Raw genomic sequence first — 23,883 nt, 5'->3', positions numbered from 1 at the left:
GTTCCCACGCTCTGCGTGGGAATGCAGCCCGGGACGCTCCGCGTCCCAAAATCCCGAGCCGAACACAGAACGCGGGAGCATGGAAATGATCAGGCTACAGCGGGCGCCTCAGCCTTCACCTCCAGATTATCCAGCACCCGATTCACCGCCAGCTCACCCAGCATGATCAGCTGCGCAATTCCCAGCAGCACATGCCGATGCGAACCGTCCACCAGCCCGGCGAAGTCATTGGCCATGACCTTGGCCGAAGTCAGTGTTTCGCAGGCGTCGGCCAGCAGTTCTTCGCTGTCGATGCCGGGAGCAATGCGGTAGCGGGTATTGGGTTTGAGCAGCGGTTTTCGGGGGAGCAGCGGATTGAGGTAATGATCGAGGGCGCGCTCGGCGGCCTCGTGGAATTTCTTGGAATCGAGGGTTTCGTAGGGGGAAGTCGTATCGGCTTCCGGCGGGTTTGGCGTGGGTTTGATCATGGCGAATCTCCGTGATTGGACTGAGCCGCCACGACTCATCGCTAAACAAGTAAAGGTGGCGGCTGTACGCAGGTTAGCGATCCGGGTCACAGAAACCCCGGGTAGACCCGAAGGTCTCCCACGCACAGCCACCATTACGCCAAGCGCAGAGAAAAGACTGCAATTGGTATTGGGCGTTGTTGCGTCTGTAGGGAGCCGGATCGCTAAACCCGATCGCTGCTTTTCAGCGACCGCCAAACAATAGAACCCGCCCCCAAGGCGCACAAGCCGGCGGATTCTGGCGGATGCGTAGGCAAAGGCGCAAGGTTGCGTGGCTTTGCGGACATAAGCTTAAACACTATTCAACAATGGTTTCCGAAGGCGCGAAAAAGACAAAGCCCACACTTTCGGTTCAAGGATGCGTGGGCTTTCATGGTCGGGAATGGCAAATAAATGAATCCTCTTTTCTATCTATTCCTTGTTAAACCAGGTTGGGTCGGTTTCACCTAAATCGCTCTGGTGAGAGATGATTAAGCGAGTTCTTTGAATTTACCCAAGAGATAGTCGCGCGTAGCGGAAAGTCCCGCTGAAGTTAATTAAGAAAGAATGCCAAAATCCGTCTCTCTGCAAAGTTATGGATGTGGGGGGGGCCGTAGCTGAGGCTGAGATATTAGCGATGAGAAAACGTGCAATTGTAGCCCATGCACTCACGCATAAGTTGCATGCTGGGGCGCTGAGCACCGCCGCTTCCCGCTAAGGTATGAATAGCATTCATCGGTAGCCCCGCAAATGTTGGAAGTCGTAAGCATTCAGAAGCTGGATGAGAAAGCTTCATGGCGCGGTGCATGCAAGCACGGTGGCGAATTCCTGAAGCCGGTAATCTAGAGTTTTAAGCGAGCATTGCTGACTGCAATAGATCGCAGCGGTGCGACCCTCCGGTGACATACCGCTTTGCCTGACGCCTTGTCCCCAAAGGTGAGATTTCCATAAATACAGAGTTGTAGGGGGCACAGGAAAAGCGGTAATAGGACATCGGCAATCTAAAGGCGAGGAGCAGCCTTTAACTAAGAGTTCGTGCTGTATTTGTATCTATTGCTTGGTACATATTCTCTGCGTTGCATTAGGTTCACGACTTTAACGCTCTCGCTATGCTTAATGTATTTGTATGTGAAGTATCTTGAAACTTTATCTTCATGAGTGGATAGTACGATTTGCTTGTCTTGGAAGTCGTTGCGTAATAGTTCTACCAATGAGGACATGTTGATATCATCCATCGTCTGGACTGGGTCATCGATTAAGATGGTTCCGAATTTTTTGGAGTAAACACGGTGCAATGCTAGCGTCAAAGCGATTACAACGGCAGAGATTTGTCCTGAACTCATTGTGTTTAGGATGTCGTGGTCGCTCTTCCAGTCCGAAACAAGGCGAACATTTTTTAACTCGTCCTCTCCGGTTGGATCTTTAATGAAGATGCCGTGACCGATTCCAGCTTGGTGGCTTTGAAGAATTTTTCCCGAGTAAATATAGAAGGGGATTTCAATATCTGTAATGAGATCTTTTCTGTATCTTCTGATCTGAGATCTGACAGTGGTTATGAGGTCTCCAATGTCGGAGAGTGCTCGATCAAAAAGCGAGTCGCTTTTTTGGAGCTTTTGCAGCTCAATAGCATGCGCTCTCATGTCGTTGCCATATTGCTCTTTTATATATGTCTCTTTCTGGATGAGGAGGTCTATAGGGTAAGCTGTTAATCTTTCAGGAGTCTTGTTAAAGTAATCTTTGAAAATACGGTCTAGCGTTGAAGGTGTGTGAGTTTCGTAAAAGTTATCTGGGGCTGGTCCGATAAGCGCTCTAATTCTTTCACATAATGCATCTGTCGCTTCGGCGATGTATCTGTCGCGGGCCGCGACGGGAAACTCTTCAGCGAGGAGGTCTTTATGTTCAATGTTCTCGGCGATCAGCCATTGTCGAATGTTTTCTAAGCGGTCTTTAGATGCGAACGCCTCTGCGAGTTTGTTCAGGTCAGTCTGGCCAGGCTCTACATTCACATCTAAGTAGACCTCGCATGCGTTGAGCAAATCTACTAGATGCTGCTTGGAGAAGTCCTCTCGAGCAGTTACAATTGCTTTATCTTTGTCTGAAAGCTCACTGCGGAGTAAATCGCCATGTTTGACGACGGCTGCTTTCAACGCGTCGTGAGTGTGATGGTCATGGCCACAGAAGAAGCAAAAATTTTCGGCAGGAGTAACTTCTAGAATGGGAGATAGTTTGGAGTGGTGGTTCAGGATTTCTGTGTAAACTGAATTAAGGCCCTTATTTTTTAAGATCAACGTGTTGAGTGATGTCAAGGCAGCACGGAAGTCGGCTCTGCCAGGTAGCTTGAGCACAGTATAAAGATTTTCTAAGCGGGAATTTTTAAGTATGTCGCTAATGTCCTCTTGCTGAAGAAGATCATATGAATTTTTAACCTCCTGATAGATTTTGCTATATTCTTGATGGCCATGGTAGTTCAGGTGTGTATTAGCATAGCCTACATAAAGCTCAAGCAGATTGCGTTGGTGCAATGCTGCATGATAATGGCGATTTCTCAAGTAGAAGCCACGGTTGTTTACTAGCCATTTTATGGCGTCTATTTCGGCGAGAGATGCACTCAACCTTTGTTCGGTCAGTTCGGATATTGTTTCTAAATCCCAATAGGGAGAGGTGTTGTTTTCAGCCAGCCAAGGAAACGCATACTGATGTGACTCTGTCGGCTCAGTCATGATTGCCAACTCAGAATCGAGGTGATATGTACGCTGTAGTTCGGAGATTCGATTTGTAATGGACTTTCTAGCGAGGTTGATTTTCTTTTGTTTGCTGATGAGCTTTTCTAGATTTTCGTCAGCCTCGCGAGTGTCCCCAAAAAGCTGCGCAAGCTCAGTGGCACGCTGAGTTTCATTATTTGTTTTTAGAAATCTTGATGTTTCTTCTTGCTGCACATAATGGAACAACAAAAAGTCTCTGGCGAAATCTTTGCTGTCAAAAAAATGTTCAAGAGCATCTTTCTTTGCTGGCTCGGCAATGCCATCGATGATCTCATTCAGCTCCCACAGTTCTGCGAATCTAGCTATCCGCTTCGAGGGGGCGGTAATATTGCTTTTGAGTTTACGTTGGAAAATTCTTGTGTTGGAGTTTTCGCCTTTGAACTCTAGCAATATTTCAACTGCGGCTGCATTTTTATGTGCTACAACGATATCCGCAGGGTTTTGGCGGTTGTCTAGGGTGATGAGCCTACTAATATTTCCCGTTAGCGCTAACTCGACCGCATCGAATATCGAAGTTTTACCATATCCATTCGGCCCATCTAGCAGAATGAGCTTGCTCCCTTCGAAACCAATAGAATAAGGTTCGCCGCCGAAAATCTTAAAATTTACCAACGTAATTTTGGTCAAGAATATCATGGTTCGACACTCCAGATTTTAGTCACCTCATCCAATATATTATCATCATCCCATTCGGTTTCTAAGGAAATAAGTTTTTTGTAGACTGAGTTGAGATTGGTTGTAAGGTTGTTTTCAATGTCTAATGCAAGATTGCTTAGCTTTTGCTCTTGAGGGGTGTAGATTAGGAAGGGTAGTTTGAGAGTGGTCTTGAGAACTATCGAGTACAATCCCTTTGTGGTACTTTGCTTGAATTCGAGGAAATTTTTTCCCCCATTAGAATTCAAAATATTATTAATCACGTCGTTGGTTATTTTTTCAATCTTGTTGTCTGAAAGATAGGTCTGCAAAGCAAGCAATTCACCCGTGGAATAAGTAAGGACGTTCTTTTTGAAGTTGTAGGGATCTTCCTCCAATGAAAATATTGTCTCTTTTTTTATTTTCATCGCTTCATGGCACACAATCATTGTGCAGTTTTTTTCAAAGAAACGTTCGGTCTTACCTGAGTTTCGAATTTTTTCAAAAATGATTTGGGCTTTTTCTTCCAAAAGCAGTATGGCCACTTCGTTTTCTTGCTCTTCAGCTTGAAGCGAAAGGAAGTACTCTTGCTTGCTCTCGTCGCTGGCTTTGAAAAGCATGATCATAAAGCCCGGTTCATCAAGGCCGAAGTCAACCCTTTGGTAGCCACTGTTAGATATAATATTGTTTATCAGATTTATCATTTGGCTAGCTCAATCTTGGCCTTTTGAAGTGGAATAATGCTAATGCTTTTAAAAGTCTCGGTTCTTTTTAGACGTTGATCAGCATCAGTTTCCATTGGTGCTTCGGTGTTTTTTTCAGCATCCGGATAGAATATATGCTCTGTTTCTCCGCAATGAATCAAGTTTTCTATTTCGTATAGAACTTCCGACAAGCAGGGATTCGAATGCATCTGCTTTGAGGTTAAATCAAGCCTTCCATTGTTTGTAATAGTGGTGGGTAGATAGTTTTGGAGTGGAGGGGTTTTGGAACGATAGGTGAATTGGTGACGTGTGGCATTGTGTTCAGACTTGGCGATGTCCACAGTGTGTAGAATCTTGAGCAGGTAGAGACGTATACCTTCATCATTATAAGTGAAAGCATTATTTGTATTGCTTGAGTCATCCAGAAGTAAATGGGGCGAAAAGCTTCGATAGTGCTCCCACAGATCGCGCGGGTGTAATGCTAGTAAAATGGCACATGCAGCTTGGAGGTTGCAAGGCTGATCATCACCTATATCAGGGTAATCTAATTCGTCACCCATGTATTGGTCGATTTGATATGAGAATCTTTCTTTGAACTTGGAAGACAGATAGTCCTTGCTGATATCTTCCAAGTCGGTCTCGAGTACGAGAATCAGCGTATTAATGCTTATGGAGATCTTTTTCGCATCAGCTATTGTTTTGTGGCGACCAATGATATGCCTGTCAATCATGCCGAGGTAGTGGTGAAAGGTTTTGTCGAGATGATCGTCGGTAATGATTTTTTTGCGAGCTTGAAAAGCAAGAGTGATTTGATTTTTTATCTTTTTATTGATGTCGTCTAGGTCGCAATATTTTTTCTTGTCGTCATACTCGTAGCTCTCAACTCTGCTCAGGGCATCATTTTTACCAGTAAGAACCTCCATCAAGATAGTGTAAAGGTCATCAGCCGACTTAGTAGGAAATGCATAACGTAAAATTGCTGAAGTTTTTGTAATTTTTTTAGAGTCTGAAGCTGCTTTCCCTATCGTCGTATCGACTTTGTCAGTGCTATCCTTGTACTCATTGCAAATGAGGGTAAGGTCATTTTTTATAGAGTCGGTCAGAGTAGTGAAACTAGGTCTGTTGTTGATGGCTTTCCAAGTGTGGACGAAGCCATAGACGGTTGGCTGTTTGTAAAGTTCAAGAGTTATTTCGATTAGCGCATTTGAGTATTTTTCGAAGGTGCTCTTGTTGTAAGCCTTTACTTGATGAATTGATACCGATTTATCATTTTTTTTTATCTCAAAATCTTCAGTTGACTCAAGCATAAGGCTATATGCTGAGAGGTCCGCGTCGGTAGTTTCTTTGTTTATCAGGACTAAAGCATAATAAAGCGCTACTTTTCCCTGGTAATTGAAACCGCTCCAAGAGGGTGATGCATCGAAAGCCATTAACAAAGTCTCCAGCACCAATTTCTGAGAGAGTGCGCGGGTGGAGCTATCGAATGCTTGTGCCCTAGCGCCTCCCTACGCGAAAACCAATACTAGGCTAGCTGGCTAGCATAATGCCATCTTTTGTGTGGATATTTGGAGCGTAGCAATACTACGCCTAGCGCGTTAGATGGGGCTGGGGCAGCCTCAATAGCGGTTTTCACGACGCACTGAAAAAACGGAGTTTGACCGAACTGCTGTGACTGCCATAGTGGCAGCGGCCATGATTGCTAGTCGGGGGGCTTAAAACATTGCGAAATTGTTGAGTCCACAGGAAGGATTCCCTCGGACGAAGGGCTCCCGCGCTGGGCAAGCCAACTACCCCTCCGTATTCTTGGACACTGCTGTAGACATCCCTCCCTGATCTGGTGAACAGACGCCCAGACAAAACTCACTTTCGTGTTCGTCGCTTAGGAAAACTCAAATCATTATCGGTATTGGGGGGACTTACGCGATTGGGTTCCGGGAACCTGCCGGGCCCTTGGATTTCTTGCCGGAAATCGTCATCGACAGGTCAGTGCTGCTGCCAATACGCTTGAATTACTTCATAACCTTTTCCATCGTATTAGTTTCCTCATCCCAAGCACTTGGATAACTGAGCGCGCTCAGGGAGGAATCGTGCTGAAGCAGGGCCGGTAGCATCTCAGGGTATTGCTGTAACGGAAGTCCCACACGCTGAGAAACTTTTTCCTAACATGAGACGATGTTGATTTCGCATCTGGAAGTGGGTGTTGCAGAGGCATTTTTATTGAACCTGTGGGGAGGAAGGAGGGGCAGGTCTAACAGGTGCTCAAGGTTTATCGACGAGCGGTTACCAGTGATCAGCGCTTGTTCAGCGTCTTCTGCCGCAAGATATAAACCGTCACCAACACCGCACTCGTCAGCATGAACCCCCGAGCCCACACCAGCGGCACCAGATAGCAGGAAAACAGAATGCTCACCCACATCAGCCCGATCGCGTAGACCTTGCCTTTAAGCGGTATACCGTTGCCATCGAGGTAGTCACGGATCCACGGCCCGAGCCGGGGATGCTCGACCAGCCATTGATAGAAACGCGGAGAGCTGCGGGCGAAGCAGGCGGCAGCCAGCAGCAGGAAGGGGGTAGTGGGGAGAACAGGCAGGAAAATCCCGATCACCCCCAATGCCACGCTAAGCCAGCCGACGGCCAGCAGGATGTAGCGCAACATCAGGGGGCGGTTGCCTATGGGGTTGTCCATAGGCTGATACTTAGTGGTGACGTGGCTTGAGGATCGCCGGTTTTTCGTCGGGTGCCTGGCACAACAGGTACAGCGCGGTCAGGGCTTCCGGGATCTGGACGATCATGTCGTCCATCAGATTGGCGTCTTTGGCGATGTCTTCGAACTCGGGCTGTTCGTCGAACAGGCCCGAACCGACCATGATCGGCAGCAACATTTCGCTGACTTCTTCTTCGGCGGTTTCGAACCAGGCCGCTTCACGCAGGAACACGCCTTCCATGAAACCGATGCACCAGCCGCGCAGTTCGGAATCGTCCGGGTCGTCGCCCAGGTCCAGTTCGCATGGCAGCTCGAATTCCTCATCCGACGCCAGTTGGCGGGCGATGTGAGCTTTCAGGCCGATCAGCGTGGCTTCGATCTCTTCACGCTGGGCTTCGCTGCTGTAATGCGGCTCTTCGGCGAACAGGGCGTCGATCCACTCACGATCCGGCACCACATCGGCGCAGATCGACAGCGCAGTCAGGTAACCGTGAGCGGCCACGTAATCCAGCGCCTCTTCATGCAGCTCGTCGGCGTCGAGGAAGACTTGCAGGCGGGTTAGTTGCTCGGCGAAGGACATTAAAGGGCTACCTTGGGGAATAAACAATGCGGGAATTCTAGGCCTTCTTGAGCCCTCAAGCCAGCCGCACGGCAGATTTGCCCGCACAAGCTTCTTATCGGCGGTGCCCTTTGCCGGGGAGGGCTCGGGTATACTGCCGCGCTTTGCGATCCCTGCCGGTGTCGCGGCTGATTATCCAGGGCGCGATGCAATGCGCCCTTACGTTTTGTTTAAAGCAGCCTCGGCTGTCTTGAACCAGCCTGTGCAGGGATGTTTCGGTGGATTTTTGGAGTTTTTATGCTCGAACAGGCTCAACGCGTCCTCAAGGACATCTTCGGCTACGACAGTTTCCGTGGCCGTCAGGGTGCAATCATTGAGCGCGTGGCCAGTGGCGGTGATGCCCTTGTCCTGATGCCGACCGGCGGCGGCAAGTCCCTGTGCTTCCAGGTGCCGGCCCTGCTGCGCGACGGCCTGGCGGTGGTGGTGTCGCCGCTGATCGCGCTGATGGACGATCAGGTTGCGACCCTCGAAGAGCTGGGCGTGGCCGCCGCCGCGTTGAACTCCACCCTGAGCGCCGAACAGCAGCGCGACCTCGCCACCCGGATCAAGCGTGGCGAAGTGAAAATGCTCTATCTGGCGCCGGAGCGTCTGGTGCAGCCGCGGATGCTGTCATTTCTGCAAGGTTTGAACATCGCCCTGTTCGCCATCGACGAAGCGCACTGCGTGTCGCAATGGGGCCACGACTTCCGCCCGGAATACCTGCAACTGGGGCAACTGGCGGAAATGTTCCCCGACGTGCCGCGCATCGCCCTGACCGCCACCGCCGACAAGCGTACTCGCGAAGAAATCGTCACCCGTCTGCATTTGCAGAACGCCGAGCGTTTCCTGTCGAGCTTCGACCGGCCGAACATCTTCTACCGCATCGTGCCCAAGGAGCAGCCGCGCAAACAGTTGCTGGCGTTTCTCGCCGAGCGGCGCAGCGATGCCGGCATCGTCTACTGCCTGTCACGCAAGAAGGTGGAAGAGGTGGCCGCGTTTCTCACCGAGCAGGGTTTCCCGGCGCTGCCGTACCACGCCGGTCTGCCCAACGATCTGCGCGCCTATCACCAGAAGCGCTTCCTCAACGAGGAAGGCCTGATCATGGTCGCCACTGTGGCGTTCGGTATGGGCATCGACAAACCCAACGTGCGCTTCGTCGCTCACCTCGACCTGCCGAAATCCCTTGAGGCGTATTACCAGGAAACCGGGCGCGGAGGCCGTGACGGTCTGCCGGCGGACGCGTGGATGGCCTACGGTCTGCAAGACGTGGTGATGCTCAAGCAGATGCTGCAGAACTCCGAGGGCGACGAACGCCACAAGCGTCTGGAGCAACACAAGCTCGACGCCATGCTCTCGCTCTGCGAAGAAACCCGCTGCCGCCGTCAGGCACTGCTGGCGTATTTCGACGAAGACATGCCCGAGCCATGTGGCCACTGCGACAACTGCATCGACGGCGTGCAGACCTGGGACGCCACCGAGCCTGCGCGTCAGGCGCTATCGGCGATCTATCGCACCGGGCAGCGTTACGGCGTTGGCCATCTGGTGGACGTGTTGCTGGGCAAGGACAACGAAAAGGTTCGCAGCTTCGGCCATCAGCACCTGTCTGTGTTCGGCGTGGGCAAGGCGCTGGGGGAGAGCGAATGGCGTTCTCTGTTCCGCCAATTGGTCGCCCGTGGCCTGGCGGACGTCGATCATGAAGGCTACGGCGGGCTGCGTTTGAGCGACACCTGCCGGCCGCTGCTCAAGGGCGAAGTGAGCCTGGAGCTGCGCCGCGACCTCAAGCCGCAAATCACCGCCAAGAGCGGCAGCAAGAGCCAGGCCAGCCAGCTTGTGCGTGGCGAAGAGCGCGAACAGTGGGAAGCGCTGCGTGCCCTGCGGCGCAAACTGGCGGAAGAACACGGCGTGCCGCCGTACGTCATCTTCCCCGACTCGACCCTGCTGGAAATGCTCCGCAGCCAGCCGACCTCGCTGGCTGACATGGCCCGGGTCAGCGGCGTCGGTGCGCGCAAGCTGGAGCGTTACGGCGAGGCCTTCCTCGAAGTGCTCGGCGGCGAGGCCGAGACACCGAAAGTGGTGGCCGACGTGCGCCACGAACTGATCACCCTGGCCCGCGCCGGCATGACACCGTTGCAGATTGCGGGTCAATTGCAGTGCTCGGAAAAGAACGTCTACACCATGCTCGCCGAAGCCATCGGCAAGCAGCAGCTGTCGCTGGAGCAGGCGCTGGATTTGCCGGAGGATCTGATGGGTGAAGTCCAGGATGCGTTCCTTGATGGCGAAGGCGAGTTGCCGTCGGTCGCCGAAGTGGCCGAGCTGTTTGCCGGTCGTGTTCCGGAAGGCGTGCTGTATTGCGTACGGGCTGCGCTGCAATCCGAGTTTGAAATGTAAGAGGGCGTTTGTGCCAACCGTTATACGGTTGTAACGATTCAGTACCGGACGCCTCTTGCCTATAGTCAAATGTCATGCTTAGCTGACTAATAATTAGTTTTTCTCTATTTGTTCAGTCTAATCATGAGTGTTTTATGCCGTTAACCGACCAACACCGTTTTGGCATGCAATTGGCCCAGATGTCCCGTGGCTGGCGTGCCGAACTGGATCGCCGGCTGGCCGGCCTGGGATTGTCCCAGGCACGCTGGCTGGTGCTGCTGCATCTGGCGCGTTTCGAAGAGGCGCCGACCCAACGAGAGCTGGCGCAAAGCGTCGGCGTCGAAGGGCCGACACTGGCCCGTCTGCTCGACAGTCTGGAAAGCCAGGGCCTGGTACAACGCCAGTCCGTGATGGAAGACCGCCGGGCGAAAAAAATCGTGTTGTGCTCACCAGCCCTGCCGCTGATCGAACAGATCGAAACCATCGCCACGCAACTGCGCAAGGAATTGTTCGAGGGCATCGATGAGGCGGACATGAAGGTCTGCATGCGGGTTCACGGACACATTCTGGCCAACCTGGAAAAGTCTTGAGGCATAACTGCGTGCCGATTCTTTGAGAGATCACGCTGGGCAGACTATAAGAACTACTAGGCAATATCGTGTTCGTACCGGATGTGCGAACGCATAGAAGTCGGTTTTGCTTATTTAAGGGATGCTCATGCTCGGAAGTCGGCACGTAGTACTGCGTTGCGCCAACTCGCTGCTGGTGGCCGGTGTATTGACCTGGTCCACCGCCTCATTGGCGCTGGGGCTCGGTGACATCACCGTGCACTCAGCCCTCAATCAACCACTCACGGCCGACATCGCCCTGGTGGATGTTGCAGGCCTCAGTGAAAGCGACCTCAAGGTCAGTCTGGCCACAGCGGACGAATTCGGCCGCGCCGGTATCGAGCGCGTGTTCTTTCTCAATGACCTCAAGTTCACCCCGATCCTGCGCGGCAATCGCAACATGATCCGTGTGACTTCGACCAAACCGGTCAACGAACCCTTTCTGAATTTCCTCGTGCAGCTCGATCAGCCCAACGGCCACCTGCTGCGCGAATACACCGTGCTGATCGACCCGCCGGGTTCGCCGGGAATCGTCCCGGCTACCGACGAACCGAATGCTCGTGCGCAATCGTCGGAGTTCCCGACCCCCGAGGCTCCGTCCGCAAAAGCTCCGACCAAACCTGCTGCGCCTTTGCAGCCACCGGCCTCGGTTGCGGACGCGCAGGCCGAGCAACTGGCGGCGAGCCTTGTGCAGAACCAGCAACTGCAAAAAACCATCGATGAATTGAACGTGAAGCTTCAGGCGCAGGAAGTCCTGATCGCTGACGGCAAGAAACAGCTCGGTGATTTGCAGGCCCGCCTGATTGAAGTGCAACAGGCGCCGCCGGTACCAGTAGCGCCCGTGGCGCCTGTGCCGGCGCCGGTCATTGCCCCGGTCGAGGCTCAGGAGGATTCACTCAATTGGCCGCTGCTCGGCGGACTGGTGGTGGTCTTGGGATTGCTGGTGGCAGGGTTGTATGTGCGCCGGCAACGTCAGCAGGCGCAAGGGGCTTCTGCGCCGACGCCGTTCCTGCCAGCACAAAACGAATCTCCGGTCGACGACGCCGAACCGATGCAGCCGAGTGCCGTTCACACTGCTGTCGAACATCGTGAGGACCACGCCAACGGCGATGTGCTGGAAGCGGTCGGCATTTATCTGGCCTACGGACGTTTGGGCGAGGCTGCCGGTTTGCTGCGTGATGCGTTGCTGCGCGAGCCGGAACGCATCGACCTCGGCGTGCAGTTGCTTGAAGTGCTAGGGCGGCAGGGCGATACGCCGGCCTACGACCGGCAGGAAAGCCACCTGCGCCAGCTCGGGGTCGAGGATCAGCGCTTGCAGGAGATTCGCGCCCGCTATCCGAAACTGGTCAGCGCTGCACCTGTGGTGGCGGTGGCCCCGGTGATTGCCGCGCTGCCGATCGAACCCACCACGCCTGTCGAACCCGTAGCCGAAGACAATTTCGAACTGAACCTGGATCAGCTCTCGATGGCCTCCAGTTGGGATCTTGAGGAAACTCGCCCGACCACTTCCGAACCTGAACAGGCGCCATCAACGCTCGGCTCCGATCTGCAGGTATTGCCACAGGATTTTGAATTGCCGGAAAGCCTGCCTGACGATGCCGAATCCGCCGAGCTGGAATGGATCGCCGAACCAGAAACGCAGCCGCTGGACGAGGACTTTCTCAACGAGTTTGGCGATCCCGGTTCGTCGCTGTCGCTGGAACCGCTGGAGCTGCATGCCCCGGAACTGGAACCCGAACCCTCGGACGCCGCCAACGCCGGCAAGCTCGAACAGGCCCAGACCTGCATCGACGACGGTGATATCGACAGCGCCATTGCTTTGCTCAACGAATTGCTCAAGGAAGCCGACGAACCCCTCAAGCAAACGGCGCGCACGCTGTTGGCGGGGATTCGCTGACCGCCGTCAGAAGGTCTGCCCGAGGTTCAGGTACACCGCCTGTTCATCCGCATCGTTCAGGCCATAGCTGAAATTCAATGGCCCCAGTGGCGTATCGAAGCCGATGAACACGCTGGCCGCATTGATGTAGCCGCTGTCGAATTCATTGTCGTTGTTCCAGGCCCGGCCGCGTTCCAGTGACGCACCGGCGTACAACGGGAAGTCCAGCGGCAGGTAAGAGCGCGGCGTGAGGCGGCGGTAATACACTGCGCGCATCAGACTGACGTTCTGTCCGGAGATCGCGTCCTCGCGGAAACCGGACAATTGCCGAGCGCCGCCGAGCAGGAAACTGGAGGTCACCACATTGGCATCGTCCAGCGTGCGGCCGTAACGGCCACCCAGAATCAGCGTATCCGGGCCACTGCTCATGGCCTTGTCCAGTTTGAATTCCCACTGCCGGTAGCGCGTGTCGGAACCCAGGCTCGGTTCGAACTGCACCAGCGTCAGGCCGATGTCTTCGCCTTCGTGGGGGTAGTAGACGTTGTCCAGCGAGTCGAAGGAATACTTCAGGGCATAGAACCCTTCGTTGAAGTTTTCGCTCGGCAGATCCTGATCGCCGATCCGCACATCCGCCTTGCCCCAAGCCTCGCCGACGCCGAAACGGACCTCGCCGCTGTTGCCGATCTGCCGCCCGACATTGAGGCCGAAGCCGTAGCGCTCGACGCGATACTGGGCGATCGGATCGTTGTCCAGAACCGAATCGACGTTCTGCGCGGCAAACGACGCATAGGGCGCCACGAAGTAGCGAGAGCCAACGTCCAATGGCTGATAGAACTCGCTGTACAACTCTTGTTTATCGCCGATCTGTGCCCGGGTAAGCCATTCCGCGCCGAGGCGGTTGATGCCGTTCATGCGGTAACTGGCGCCGAGGTTGAAGGCGCTGTCGCCGCGCATGTCATCCGACAGGTTGAGGCCGACCCGCAGATAGTCGGTGCCGGTGCGCTTGCCTCGCGCGCTGATCACCAACGTGTGATCCTGGCCCTTGTGCACCACGCGGTATTGCACCTGTTCGAAGTAATCGAGGCCGTACAGCGTGCCCATGTCGGTTTGCAGACGACCCAGATCCAGCGGTTCGCCGATGTGCTGGCGGATGTAGTAGCGGATCACGTCATCGCCGACTTTCGAGTCGTTCTCGACCTTGATCGCGGTGATGATCGGCGTGCGCTGGCCCGGTGCGCGCGCGGTGTTGAGTTCGGCGTCCTGCGATTGCGCGGGTTTGAGGCGGGCGAGGCGAACGTCCAGGGCCTTGGTCGCGCGATAGCCGGCGTCGATCATCTCCTGGCCGCGACCGAAATCGGTGGCGCCGAAGCTGGCCAGCGGCGGCTGGATCAGCACATCATCGGGGTGCAAGGACGCCAGTTGCTCTTCGGAATTGCGCCGGGTCATCAGGGTGATCGACTGGTTCAGTACATCGACGACGGTCACCAATTGCTTGCGGTTGCGCAGCGGAGTGCCGATGTCGACCACGATAGCCACATCGACGCCCATTTCCCGGGCCACGTCGAGGGGGATGTTGTCGGTCATGCCGCCATCCACCAGCAGACGGCCATCGAGTTCGACCGGAGCGAACACCGCCGGGATCGACATGCTGGCGCGGATCACCTGGGGCAGGTGGCCCTTGCGGAACACCACTTTTTCGCCGTTGGCGATATCCGTGGTCACGGCGCGGAACGGAATCGGCAGCTTGTCGAAATCCCGGGTGTCGCTGGTGTGGGCCAGCAGACTTTCCAACAGCAGCGCGAGGTTCTGGCCCTGAATCACCCCCAATGGCAGGCCGAGGCTGCCGTCGTCGCGAAAGCTCAGTTTCTGTTTCACCAGAAAGTCGCGGTCGTCCTGTTTGCGCCGGAATGGCACGTCTTCGCGGGGCGGGGCGTCGGACAATGCCTGCTGCCAGTCGATGGTCAGGGCGAGTTTTTCCAGCTCGTCGATCTTGTATCCCGAGGCATACAGCCCGCCGACCACCGCGCCCATGCTGGTGCCGGCAATCGCATCGATCTTGATGCCTTGTTCTTCCAGAGCCTTGAGCACACCGATGTGCGCCAGCCCACGGGCCGCCCCACCGGACAGCACCAGGCCGACTTTCGGGCGTGTTGCCTCACTGGCATGGGCCAGCAGGGGAAGGAAACCAAGCAACAGGCAGATCAGAAGACGACGCATCGTGAGTCTCGGGGCAAGCGATAAAGCCGGCTATTATAGCGGCGCCCCTCTGGCTCAGGAGTTTCAGCGATCATGACCGTCACAAAACCGGAAATCGTCATCACCTATTGCACGCAATGCCAGTGGCTGTTGCGCGCCGCGTGGCTGGCGCAAGAGCTGCTCAGCACCTTCGGCGATGACCTCGGCAAAGTGTCACTGGTGCCGGGCACCGGCGGGATATTCCACATTACCTGCAACGACGTGCAGATCTGGGAACGCAAGGCCGACGGCGGTTTCCCGGAGGCCAAGGTGCTCAAGCAGCGGGTGCGCGACCAGATTGACCCTGACCGCGATCTCGGCCACAACGACCGTACTCAGTGAGAGGCCGCCTCGGCCGCGACGGTTTTCTTGTCGCTGCTGCCTGACATTCGGCTCGACACCACGATGGCAACGATGATCAGCGCGCCACCAATCAGCATGCGCAGGGTCGGATCTTCATCGAACAGCAGCCAGGCCACGGTAATCCCGTACACCGGCTCCATGGCGAACACCACCGCGGCGGTGCGCGCCTTGATGACCGCGAGGCTGGCGACGAACAGACTGTGGGCGACGCCGGTGCAGAACATCCCGAGCAGACCGATCCACAACCAGTCGATGCCCCGCACTTGGCTCAGTTGCGGCGCCGCCACCGGCAGCAGACACAACGCCACCACCACGTTCTGACACAGCGCCGCCTGCACCGCCGGGATGCGCCCGGAGCTGGCGCGGTTGGTCAGGGACAACAGGGAAAACAGCAGCCCGGACAGGATCGCCCAGAGCAGGCCGGTGGTCGCGCCGCTGGCCAGATCGAACGCCGGGGTCACCAGCACCAGTCCGACACTGACCAGCACCACCAGCACGATTTCATTGATGCGGATGCGTTCGCGAAAGATCAGCCCTTCGAGGATCACCGTGAAGGCCGGGAAACTGGCAAAACCCAGGGTCGCAATGGCGACGCCCGCAACCTTGACCGCAATGAAGAAACTCACCCAGTGCCCGGCCAGCAGCACGCCGCTCAGGGCCAGTCGCCGCCAGTCGACGGCTTGCAGTTTCTGCCAGCCGCCCTGTTGGGCGAAACGGGCGAAAAAGGCCAGGGCCAGCACGGCAAACGCGGCGCGTCCGAACACGATGACGGCGGGCGTTGCGGCCGCGAGTTTGCCGAAGACGCCGGTCAAGCCGAACATCAGTGCGCCGATATGCAGGGCGCCGAGGGCGGTACGGGGAGTCATTGCAGTCCTTTTTCCAAACACGATTACAGGCACACATTGAAGCGTGTATCGACGGAAAAGTCTGTCGGCAGGCTATCGACTTTTGTCGTCAGCCTCGCGCCGCAATTGTGTAGGAGACGTACCGAACTCACGCAGGACGGCGGCCGAAAACGCGCTTTGCGAGTTGTAGCCGACCCGGCTGGCCACTTCACCGACGGGCAGCGTGGTGTTGCGCAACAGCGCCACGGCTTTATGCAGCCGGCGACTGCGAATGTAGTCCATCGGCGTCTGCCCGCATTCGGCGACGAACCGTGCATGCAACCGGGCGCTGGACAATCCGGCGACGCGCGCCAGATCCGCCACTTGCAGCGGATAGGCCGCGTACTGCTCGATGTGCGCATCGAGTGCCGCGTAGGGCAGGCGGCGCGCAGCGATTTCGGCGGGTGGCACGTGGTTCAGGCTCGCCAGCAGCAGCACCGCGCCCTGTTGCGCAATCAGCGGGTCGTCCACCGGACTGTTCGCCAGCCAGTTGACCAATTGACCTTGCCCGGCATCCAGCGACAACCGCGCGGCGTTGTCCAGCAGACGGCGGCTGGCATCGGCGTGATTGCCCAGCGAGCGCCTCAGCCATTGCTCGTCGGGCACATCCAGCACCAGACAGCGGCTGCCCTTGGGACTGCCGCACGCATGATGCGCGCCGGCGGGGATCACCACGAAGCTCTGCTGCAATACCTGACTGCCACGCCCTTCGACTTCGAAATCCAGCGCGCCGGACAGGCCGAACACCAGTTGCGCGTGGTCGTGGCTGTGGGCGATCAGGTCGTGGCTGTAATGGCGCAGGGTCAGGATCGGTTGCATGGCGGTCTCCGGGCGAGCCGCCAGTCTACACCGGCGCAGCGGCGACGCGTTTGTCACACGACTGACGCATACCTGTCATGGTCGATTAACCGGGCGCGCGCAGAGTGGCGAAAACATCGCAGAGGGTTGCCCATGACCAGCGCCGAGCTCGCCAGACCCAGCCGTAAACAACGGGTTCGCACCCTGTGGATCTCCGACGTGCACCTGGGCACGCGGGATTGCCAGGCCGAGCATCTGTCGCAATTTCTCAAGGGCTACCACGCCGACAAGATCTACCTGGTCGGCGACATCATCGACGGCTGGAAACTGCGCGGCGGCATGTACTGGCCGCAGGCGCACACCAACGTGATCCGCCGTTTGCTGACCATGAGCAAGCGCGGCACCGAGGTGATCTACGTCACTGGTAACCATGACGAATTCCTGCGCCGCTATTCAAAACTGATTCTGGGCAATATCCAGCTGGTCGACGAGGCGGTGCACGTCACCGCCGATGGCCGGCATCTGCTGGTGATTCACGGTGACCAGTTCGACGTGATCACCCGCTATCACCGCTGGCTCGCGTTCCTTGGCGATTCGGCCTACGAATTCACCCTGACCCTCAACCGCTGGCTCAATCACTGGCGGGCGAAATACGGTTACGGCTACTGGTCGCTGTCGGCCTATCTCAAGCATAAGGTAAAGACGGCGGTCAGCTTCATCAGCGACTTCGAGGAAGCCATCGCCCACGAATGCGTGAAGCGCGAGTTGCACGGGGTGGTCTGCGGGCACATTCACCACGCCGAGATCCGCAAGGTCGGCGAGGTGGATTACCTCAACTGTGGCGACTGGGTGGAGTCATGCACGGCGCTGATCGAGCACTGGGACGGCACGATCGAACTGTATCGCCTGGCCGATGCACAGGCGCGGGAGGCCGAATTGAAAGCGGCGAAGGTTGCCGAACTGGCCTGAGCGACGGCCCCTGTGGGAGCGAGCTTGCTCGCGAATGCAGTACATCAGACAAAGCAGTATTGACTGACACTCCGCATTCGCGAGCAAGCTCGCTCCCACAATGGATCGGGATTGTCTTTATGCGGGGGTGTGCTCTTCCATCGCCGCCTTGTAGATCGAGTTCTTCGGCTGGGCGAACACTCGCTCCATCATTGGCTCGAAGAAGCTCAGCGGCAGGGTGTCGTACTCGGGGTCGAACGCCGCCGCGTCGTATTTCGCACAGAACTCCGCAGTCGCCAGAAACTGCGGATGTTCGCTGAATTGCTCGCGCAGGTGCCGATCCATGCCCAGGTGATGGAAGAAGTAGTAGCCCTGGAAGATCCCGTGCTTCTCCACCATCCACAGGTTCTCGGCGCTGACGAACGGCTTGAGAATGGCGGCGGCGATGTCCGGGTGATTGTAGGAACCGAGGGTGTCGCCGATGTCGTGGAGCAGGGCACAGACCACGTATTCCTCGTCGCGCCCGTCGCGAAAGGCGCGGGTCGCGGTTTGCAGCGAGTGGGTCAGGCGATCCACCGGGAAACCGCCGAAATCGCCTTCGAGCAGTTTCAGGTGGGCCATGATTCGGCCCGGCAACTCGCGGGCGTAGGCGCTGAAGTCCGCCGCAATGATCGCCCAGTCTTCCTGTGTGCCGTCCTTCATGTGGGTGAAACGGGCAGTGGCATTCATCGGCAATCCTCTTGGTCGGAATTTCTAGAACGGCACGCGGCCCAGGATCATGTCGCGGTACATGACGAAGTCGCCGAGCAGGCTGTAGAACGGGTGCTGGAAGGTGGCCGGGCGGTTTTTCTCGAAAAAGAAATGGCCGACCCAGGCAAAGCTGTAGCCCGCCAGCGGCAACGCGAGCAACAGCAACCACGCGCCTTTGGCGATGGTCAGCGCGAGAATGAAGATAACGAGCGTCGTGCCGACGAAGTGCAGGCGACGGCAGGTGCTGTTGCTGTGTTCGCCGAGGTAGAACGGGTAGAACTCGGCGAAGCTGTTGAAATGCCTGATGGTTTCCACGACTGCGATCTCTGTGGTTGTTGTTCTGATTGCAAGTTGTTCGGCGGGTAGCTTATTTGAGTCTAGAGTGATCAATGGCGTCGGCCAGTGACAATCGGCGCCACTTTACTATCCTTGGAAAATCCGCCGTAGAATGCGGCTCATCATGTCATCCAAGAAAAAACGCCATGAGCGAACGAACGACTTCTGCAAGCTGGGCAATGGGGATTGTCAAAGCACTGGAAATGGACGGCCTGGATTGCCGGGTTTTGTTCAAACAGCTAGGGCTCGATTACGCGGCGCTGGATGATCCGGATGCACGCTTCCCACAGGATTCCATGACCCGACTCTGGCAACGGGCAGTCGAGCTGTCCGGCAATCCGGCCATCGGCCTGAACATGGGCAAAGTGGTGCGGCCGGCTTCGTTCCATGTCGCGGGTTATGCGCTGATGTCCAGTAATACGCTGGCGGAAGGTTTTCAGCGACTGGTGCGTTATCAGCGAATCATCGCCGAAAGTGCCGACCTGAGTTTTCGCCTGCTCGACGAAGGTTATGCGCTGATTCTGACGGTGCATGGCGATCACCTGCCGCCGACCCGGCAAAGTGCCGAAGCCTCGCTGGCCTGCGCGCTGGCGCTGTGCGGCTGGCTGACCGGGCGCACGCTGCACCCGCGCAAAGTGCTGGTGCAGGGCGACGAGCCGGATGATCTTGAACCCTACAAACAAGCCTTTCATGCACCGCTGGTGTTCAACGCGCCGTACGACGCGCTGATCTTCGAACGGGCCGACATGGAAGCGCCGCTGCCCACCGCCAACGAGGCGATGGCGCTGTTGCACGACCGGTTTGCCGGGGAATATCTGGCGCGGTTTTCCGAAAGTCGCGTGACGCACAAGGCGCGTCAGGTGCTGTGCCGCCTGCTGCCGCAGGGCGAACCCAAGCGCGATACGGTGGCGCAGACCCTGCATCTGTCGCAGCGCACCTTGCAGCGACGCTTGCAGGAGGAGGGCACCAGTTTTCAGCAGTTGCTCGACGACACCCGCCGCGAACTCGCCGAACAATACCTGGCGCAGCCGAGCATGACCTTATTGGAGATTGCCTATCTGCTGGGGTTTGCCGATCCGAGCAATTTCTTCCGCGCCTTCCGTCGCTGGTTCGACACCACGCCTGGCGATTACCGGGCGCGGTTGCTGGAAGCGCCGAACGCGATCAGTGACGCCAGAACGCCGGAATACACAGCACAAACACCGTAATGATCTCCAGTCGGCCGAGCAGCATGCCGAACGAAAGAATCCACTTGGCCGCATCCGGCAGGCTGGCGAAGTTACCGGCCGGGCCGATGGTCTCGCCCAGCCCCGGGCCGACGCCGGACACGGTGCTGGCGGCGCCGGTCAACGCGGTCATCCAGTCCACGCCCAGCAACGACAGCAGCAGGGCGATCACGCAAATGGTGATGGCGAAGAAGAACGAAAAGGTCAGAATCGAACGGACGATTTCTTCGTCGAGGCGGTGACCGTTGTACTTCTGCTTGATCACCGCGCGCGGGTGAATCAACTGGTTAAGGTTGGCCTTGAGCAGGATGTAGGCGACCTGGAAACGGAAGATCTTGATCCCGCCTGCCGTCGAACCGGAACAGCCACCGACGAAGCCCAGATAGAAGAACAACATCAGCGAGAAATTGCCCCACAGGCTGTAATCCCCCAGCGCAAATCCGGTGGTGGTGACCACCGACGTCACGTTCAGCGCCACATGACGCAGCGCATCCAGCCAATGCAGGTTGGTGGTCCACCAGTACCAGGTGCCAAGCACCAGCCAGGTCGCCAGCAACATCCCGAGCAAACCCTGCACCTGTTGATCCTTGATCAGCGCCCGGCGGTTGCCGCGCAGCGTCGCCACGTACAGGGTGAACGGCAGGCTGCCGAGAATCATCACCACCACCGCGACCCAGTGCACCGCCGGTTGCGTCCACTTGGCCAGCGACTGGTCGGAAGTCGAGAACCCGCCGGTGGAAATCGCCGACATCGCGTGATTGATCGCATCGAACGGGCTCATCCCGGCCCACCAGAACGCCAGGCTGCCGAGAATCGTGATGCCCACATAGGCCGCCACGATCAGCCGAGCCACCATGTGCGAGCGGGGCATGACCTTTTCCGAGCGGTCCGAGGATTCGGTCTGGAACAGGCGCATGCCACCGATGCGCAGCAGCGGCAGGATCGCCACCGCCATGCCGATGAAGCCGATGCCGCCGATCCAGTGCAGCAGCGAGCGCCACATCAGGATGCCGGGGGACATGTCGTCCAGATGATTGAGCACGGTCGACCCGGTGGCCGTGATGCCGGACATGCTTTCGAAGAACGAGTCGGTGTAGCTGATGTGCTGGGTCAGCAAAAACGGCAGCGCGGCAAAGATGCACACCACCAGCCAGCTGCTGACGGTCAGCAGGTACATGTCCCGGGGGCGCAGGTGAATGTGTTCCGGACGCCCGGGAATCACCAGCGCGAGGCCGGCGACGAAGGTGATCATGCTCGCCCAGAGGAACGACGGCAGATCGCCGGTGCGCTCGAAGATCAGCAGGGTGGCCATGGGCACGACCATGGCGATGGCCAGCGTGATCAGGAATATGCCGATGATGAAACCAATGATCCGTAAGGTCGGCAACGCCATGAAGTCTGCTCGGGCTGATGTGGGAAGGGCGCCATTCTACCTGCGGGCCAAGGCATGTAAACCGACGCGGCTGGATCACTTGCAGCTAGAATAGCCGGACATTTTTTACAGGAGGTGGCCGATGCAGGCTCTCGACGCTTTGCTCAACCGTGTTTCCGTTCCACGACTGATCGATCCGGCCCCCACCGCCGAACAGCGCGAAGTGCTGTTTGCCGCCGCGACCCGCGCACCGGATCACGGCCATTTGCAGCCGTATCGCTTCCTGACCGTCGAAGGCGCGGCGCGTGAGCAAATGGGCGAGTTGCTGGCCGAAGCGGCGAAAATGCAGGAAGGCGAAGTCACCGAAGCGATGATCGACAAGGCGCGCAACGGCCCGCTGCGGGCGCCGCTGGTGGTCGTGGTCATCGCCAGGTTGCAGGATCACGTCAAATACCCGAAGGCCGAGCAACTGCTGGCGGCGGGCTGTGCGGCGCACGGGATTTTGTTGGCGGCTTACGCGCAGGGGATTGGCGCGGTGTGGCGTACCGGTGATCTGGCGTACTCGAAACATGTCGCCAAGGGTCTGGGCCTGACGGATGACGAAGAGGTGATTGCCTTCCTGTACCTCGGCACGCCGCAGAAAGAACCGCGGGTGGCCGAGAAGGTTGATCTGGCGGAGTTTGTCAGCGCCTGGCCGGCAAAGGCTTGACACACTGGATAAATGTGGGAGCGAGCCTGCTCGCGATAGGAGTCAGCCAGTCACATCACAATTGACTGACAAAAAGCTATCGCGAGCAGGCTCGCTCCCACATTGGTTTTATGGTTGGACAACTGCCCCCGGTACGAGAGGCAATTCAAGACTGGCCACAAACCCGCCTTGCGGGTGATTGGCCAGCACCAGCGTCCCGCCATGCCGCTCCGCCGCCCGTCGGGCAATCGCCAGCCCCAAGCCATGACCCGCAGCGGTCTGTCCCGGCGCCCGATAAAACGGTTCGCCCAACTGGCTCAGATGCTCGGCCTGCACCCCCGGCCCATGGTCACGCACGCTGACCACGATCCGCTCGCCCTGACGTGACGCCTGCATTTCAATTGCCTGCCCGACCGGGTTGAAGCGCTGGGCATTGCGCAGCAGGTTGTCCACGGCGCGCTCGATCATGGTCGGCCAGCCCGTCAGATTGAGCGTCGGCTCGGCCTCCAGACGCACGGTCTGCTCTGGCGAACCGAGTTGCGCGTCCTTTTGCAGGGTGGCGAGCAAGGCATTCAGATCCACGTCTTCGGCGCTGGCGTTGTCGGCATCGACCCGCGCCAGTACCAGAATTTCACTGATCAACGCTTCCAGCCGATCACATTCGCGGGTCAGGCGCGGCCAGAGTTTTTCCCGTTCTTCGGGGCTCGCCCGTTCGGCCAGTGCCAGCGCGATGCGCAGCCGTGCCAGCGGTGAACGCAATTCGTGGGACACGTCGCGCAGTAACTGACGCTGACTGCCGATCAGGCTTTGCAGGCGAGCGCCCATGCGGTTGAAGTCGTTGGCGAGCACGCCGAATTCATCGCGGCGGTTGGCCAGTTGCGCCAGGCTGTTCTGTTGATAGGTGGTCTGGCCGAGGTCATGAACCGCGCCGCGCAGGCGACTGAGCGGGCGGGTGATAGAGAACGTCACCAGCAGGCTGAACAGGGTCAGCACCACCAGCGCGATACCCAGTGCACTCAATGGCCAGAGCAGGCTTTCGCGGTGCCAGGCGTCGAGTTCCGGGTGCGGGATGCGGTAGATGAAGAGGTAGGTGTCGCCGCTTTTTTCGCTGGTGAATTCGTCGGTCAGACGGCGCCAGGGCAGGCGTCGATCATCGTTGTTCTGCCGTGCTTCGAAGGCGGCCGCGCGACGGGGGAAGGTGCCGCGCACCACCGGGTCGCCGCTTTCGTTCAGCACTTGCACGTCGATGTGGTACTGGCGCTTGCGCTGTTCGAGGATGTCCTGGGCGGCCTCTTCGCCCTGGGCTTCGTAGGTCTGCGTCCATTCGGCGGCCAGGGTGTTGAGGCCCGGATGGCGGCTGAGGATCCACGCGTCCTGGTTGAGCATGTGCCCCAGCAGAATGGAAAGCCCTGCAACCAGAGCGATGGCCAGCCAGAAGCTGGCGAGGATACGCCAGAACAATGAACGCACAATTATTCCTCAGAACACACGCAAAACCCTGTGGGAGCGAGCTTGCTCGCGAATGCGGTGGATCAGACAAGAACAT

Annotated in this window: 20 protein-coding genes; 7 read left to right on the top strand and 13 right to left on the bottom strand. The window is 57.3% G+C overall.

Annotation, left to right across the window (positions count from 1 at the left end; all coding sequences use genetic code 11):
- Window positions 1-89 precede the first annotated feature (89 nt).
- The 6 genes from CAF63_RS28735 to CAF63_RS01075 form a co-directional block, all read right to left on the bottom strand.
- Window positions 90-467, bottom strand: coding sequence for a DUF6124 family protein (locus CAF63_RS28735; protein ID WP_085683055.1), 378 nt, complete (start codon window positions 465-467; stop codon window positions 90-92).
- Between the two features lie 1,043 nt (window positions 468-1,510).
- The gene (locus CAF63_RS01095; protein ID WP_085683054.1) at window positions 1,511-3,883 is read right to left on the bottom strand and encodes an AAA family ATPase; all 2,373 of its coding nucleotides are present in this window, start codon (window positions 3,881-3,883) and stop codon (window positions 1,511-1,513) included.
- A complete protein-coding gene (locus CAF63_RS01090; protein WP_085683053.1) occupies window positions 3,880-4,584 on the bottom strand; it encodes an ABC-three component system middle component 1 in 705 nt (234 codons plus the stop codon). Before CAF63_RS01090 ends, CAF63_RS01095 begins: the two co-directional genes overlap by 4 nt.
- Entirely contained in the window at window positions 4,581-6,014 is a 1,434-nt protein-coding gene (locus tag CAF63_RS01085; protein WP_085683052.1) for an ABC-three component system protein, read from the bottom strand. The genes CAF63_RS01090 and CAF63_RS01085 overlap by 4 nt, the downstream gene beginning before the upstream one ends.
- A gap of 860 nt (window positions 6,015-6,874) precedes the next feature.
- A complete protein-coding gene (locus tag CAF63_RS01080) occupies window positions 6,875-7,270 on the bottom strand; it encodes a YbaN family protein (RefSeq protein WP_085683051.1) in 396 nt (131 codons plus the stop codon).
- Between the two features lie 10 nt (window positions 7,271-7,280).
- Entirely contained in the window at window positions 7,281-7,868 is a 588-nt protein-coding gene (locus CAF63_RS01075) for a YecA family protein (RefSeq protein ID WP_007958400.1), read from the bottom strand.
- A gap of 276 nt (window positions 7,869-8,144) precedes the next feature.
- Between CAF63_RS01075 and recQ the strand changes: the two genes are divergently transcribed.
- The 3 genes from recQ (at window position 8,145) to CAF63_RS01060 (ending at window position 12,758) form a co-directional block, all read left to right on the top strand.
- Complete coding sequence (recQ, locus tag CAF63_RS01070; RefSeq protein ID WP_085683050.1) at window positions 8,145-10,274, top strand: DNA helicase RecQ; 2,130 nt, start codon at window positions 8,145-8,147, stop codon at window positions 10,272-10,274.
- Window positions 10,275-10,408: 134 nt separating this feature from the next.
- Entirely contained in the window at window positions 10,409-10,843 is a 435-nt protein-coding gene (locus tag CAF63_RS01065; protein ID WP_085683049.1) for a MarR family transcriptional regulator, read from the top strand.
- 127 nt (window positions 10,844-10,970) lie between these two features.
- Window positions 10,971-12,758 (top strand): FimV/HubP family polar landmark protein, encoded by a 1,788-nt coding sequence (locus tag CAF63_RS01060; protein ID WP_085683048.1) that lies wholly within the window; start codon window positions 10,971-10,973, stop codon window positions 12,756-12,758.
- A 6-nt stretch (window positions 12,759-12,764) separates the two neighbouring features.
- Here the strand turns inward: CAF63_RS01060 and CAF63_RS01055 are convergent, their stop codons facing one another.
- Entirely contained in the window at window positions 12,765-14,954 is a 2,190-nt protein-coding gene (locus tag CAF63_RS01055) for a patatin-like phospholipase family protein (RefSeq protein WP_085683047.1), read from the bottom strand.
- A 72-nt stretch (window positions 14,955-15,026) separates the two neighbouring features.
- Here CAF63_RS01055 and CAF63_RS01050 point away from each other — a divergent pair, with 72 nt between their 5' ends.
- Window positions 15,027-15,314, top strand: a complete 288-nt coding sequence (locus tag CAF63_RS01050; protein ID WP_011332993.1) for a SelT/SelW/SelH family protein — start codon at window positions 15,027-15,029, stop codon at window positions 15,312-15,314.
- Here the strand turns inward: CAF63_RS01050 and CAF63_RS01045 are convergent.
- On the bottom strand, window positions 15,308-16,201 hold the full coding sequence (locus CAF63_RS01045; RefSeq protein WP_085683046.1) for a DMT family transporter: 894 nt from the start codon (window positions 16,199-16,201) through the stop codon (window positions 15,308-15,310). The two genes, CAF63_RS01050 and CAF63_RS01045, sit on opposite strands and share 7 nt — an antisense overlap.
- A 72-nt stretch (window positions 16,202-16,273) precedes the next feature.
- Window positions 16,274-17,038 (bottom strand): AraC family transcriptional regulator, encoded by a 765-nt coding sequence (locus CAF63_RS01040; protein WP_085683045.1) that lies wholly within the window; start codon window positions 17,036-17,038, stop codon window positions 16,274-16,276.
- A 132-nt stretch (window positions 17,039-17,170) separates the two neighbouring features.
- On the opposite strand from CAF63_RS01040, the gene CAF63_RS01035 reads away from it, so the two are divergent.
- Entirely contained in the window at window positions 17,171-17,986 is an 816-nt protein-coding gene (locus CAF63_RS01035; RefSeq protein WP_007958385.1) for a UDP-2,3-diacylglucosamine diphosphatase, read from the top strand.
- Window positions 17,987-18,103: 117 nt separating this feature from the next.
- On the opposite strand, the gene CAF63_RS01030 is transcribed toward CAF63_RS01035, so the two are convergent.
- Both CAF63_RS01030 and CAF63_RS01025 read right to left on the bottom strand, forming a co-directional pair.
- The gene (locus CAF63_RS01030; RefSeq protein WP_085683044.1) at window positions 18,104-18,694 is read right to left on the bottom strand and encodes an HD domain-containing protein; all 591 of its coding nucleotides are present in this window, start codon (window positions 18,692-18,694) and stop codon (window positions 18,104-18,106) included.
- Between the two features lie 24 nt (window positions 18,695-18,718).
- A complete protein-coding gene (locus CAF63_RS01025) occupies window positions 18,719-19,030 on the bottom strand; it encodes a DUF962 domain-containing protein (RefSeq protein ID WP_085683043.1) in 312 nt (103 codons plus the stop codon).
- Between the two features lie 167 nt (window positions 19,031-19,197).
- Here CAF63_RS01025 and CAF63_RS01020 point away from each other — a divergent pair, with 167 nt between their 5' ends.
- A complete protein-coding gene (locus tag CAF63_RS01020) occupies window positions 19,198-20,259 on the top strand; it encodes an AraC family transcriptional regulator (RefSeq protein ID WP_218191758.1) in 1,062 nt (353 codons plus the stop codon).
- Here the strand turns inward: CAF63_RS01020 and CAF63_RS01015 are convergent.
- On the bottom strand, window positions 20,216-21,670 hold the full coding sequence (locus CAF63_RS01015) for a TrkH family potassium uptake protein (RefSeq protein ID WP_085683041.1): 1,455 nt from the start codon (window positions 21,668-21,670) through the stop codon (window positions 20,216-20,218). The two genes, CAF63_RS01020 and CAF63_RS01015, sit on opposite strands and share 44 nt — an antisense overlap.
- A 121-nt stretch (window positions 21,671-21,791) precedes the next feature.
- Here CAF63_RS01015 and CAF63_RS01010 point away from each other — a divergent pair, with 121 nt between their 5' ends.
- The gene (locus tag CAF63_RS01010; RefSeq protein ID WP_085683040.1) at window positions 21,792-22,358 is read left to right on the top strand and encodes a nitroreductase family protein; all 567 of its coding nucleotides are present in this window, start codon (window positions 21,792-21,794) and stop codon (window positions 22,356-22,358) included.
- Window positions 22,359-22,466: 108 nt separating this feature from the next.
- Here CAF63_RS01010 and CAF63_RS01005 read toward each other — a convergent pair whose 3' ends face one another.
- Complete coding sequence (locus tag CAF63_RS01005) at window positions 22,467-23,807, bottom strand: HAMP domain-containing sensor histidine kinase (protein ID WP_085683039.1); 1,341 nt, start codon at window positions 23,805-23,807, stop codon at window positions 22,467-22,469.
- Between the last annotated feature and the right edge of the window lie 76 nt (window positions 23,808-23,883).

The sequence above is a fragment of the Pseudomonas sp. B20(2017) genome, assembly GCF_002113125.1.
Taxonomy (GTDB): Bacteria; Pseudomonadota; Gammaproteobacteria; order Pseudomonadales; family Pseudomonadaceae; genus Aquipseudomonas.
This window is presented reverse-complemented; position numbering and strand designations above follow the sequence as displayed.

Excerpts from the sequence above, each read along its gene's own strand:
- CAF63_RS28735 (WP_085683055.1), bottom strand. The coding sequence starts at position 467 with ATGATCAAACCCACGCCAAACCCGCCGGAAGCCGATACGACTTCCCCC.
- CAF63_RS01095 (WP_085683054.1), bottom strand. The coding sequence starts at position 3,883 with ATGATATTCTTGACCAAAATTACGTTGGTAAATTTTAAGATTTTCGGC.
- CAF63_RS01090 (WP_085683053.1), bottom strand. The coding sequence starts at position 4,584 with ATGATAAATCTGATAAACAATATTATATCTAACAGTGGCTACCAAAGG.
- CAF63_RS01085 (WP_085683052.1), bottom strand. The coding sequence starts at position 6,014 with ATGGCTTTCGATGCATCACCCTCTTGGAGCGGTTTCAATTACCAGGGA.
- CAF63_RS01080 (WP_085683051.1), bottom strand. The coding sequence starts at position 7,270 with ATGGACAACCCCATAGGCAACCGCCCCCTGATGTTGCGCTACATCCTG.
- CAF63_RS01075 (WP_007958400.1), bottom strand. The coding sequence starts at position 7,868 with ATGTCCTTCGCCGAGCAACTAACCCGCCTGCAAGTCTTCCTCGACGCC.
- recQ (WP_085683050.1), top strand. The coding sequence starts at position 8,145 with ATGCTCGAACAGGCTCAACGCGTCCTCAAGGACATCTTCGGCTACGAC.
- CAF63_RS01065 (WP_085683049.1), top strand. The coding sequence starts at position 10,409 with ATGCCGTTAACCGACCAACACCGTTTTGGCATGCAATTGGCCCAGATG.
- CAF63_RS01060 (WP_085683048.1), top strand. The coding sequence starts at position 10,971 with ATGCTCGGAAGTCGGCACGTAGTACTGCGTTGCGCCAACTCGCTGCTG.
- CAF63_RS01055 (WP_085683047.1), bottom strand. The coding sequence starts at position 14,954 with ATGCGTCGTCTTCTGATCTGCCTGTTGCTTGGTTTCCTTCCCCTGCTG.
- CAF63_RS01050 (WP_011332993.1), top strand. The coding sequence starts at position 15,027 with ATGACCGTCACAAAACCGGAAATCGTCATCACCTATTGCACGCAATGC.
- CAF63_RS01045 (WP_085683046.1), bottom strand. The coding sequence starts at position 16,201 with ATGACTCCCCGTACCGCCCTCGGCGCCCTGCATATCGGCGCACTGATG.
- CAF63_RS01040 (WP_085683045.1), bottom strand. The coding sequence starts at position 17,038 with ATGCAACCGATCCTGACCCTGCGCCATTACAGCCACGACCTGATCGCC.
- CAF63_RS01035 (WP_007958385.1), top strand. The coding sequence starts at position 17,171 with ATGACCAGCGCCGAGCTCGCCAGACCCAGCCGTAAACAACGGGTTCGC.
- CAF63_RS01030 (WP_085683044.1), bottom strand. The coding sequence starts at position 18,694 with ATGAATGCCACTGCCCGTTTCACCCACATGAAGGACGGCACACAGGAA.
- CAF63_RS01020 (WP_218191758.1), top strand. The coding sequence starts at position 19,198 with ATGAGCGAACGAACGACTTCTGCAAGCTGGGCAATGGGGATTGTCAAA.
- CAF63_RS01015 (WP_085683041.1), bottom strand. The coding sequence starts at position 21,670 with ATGGCGTTGCCGACCTTACGGATCATTGGTTTCATCATCGGCATATTC.
- CAF63_RS01010 (WP_085683040.1), top strand. The coding sequence starts at position 21,792 with ATGCAGGCTCTCGACGCTTTGCTCAACCGTGTTTCCGTTCCACGACTG.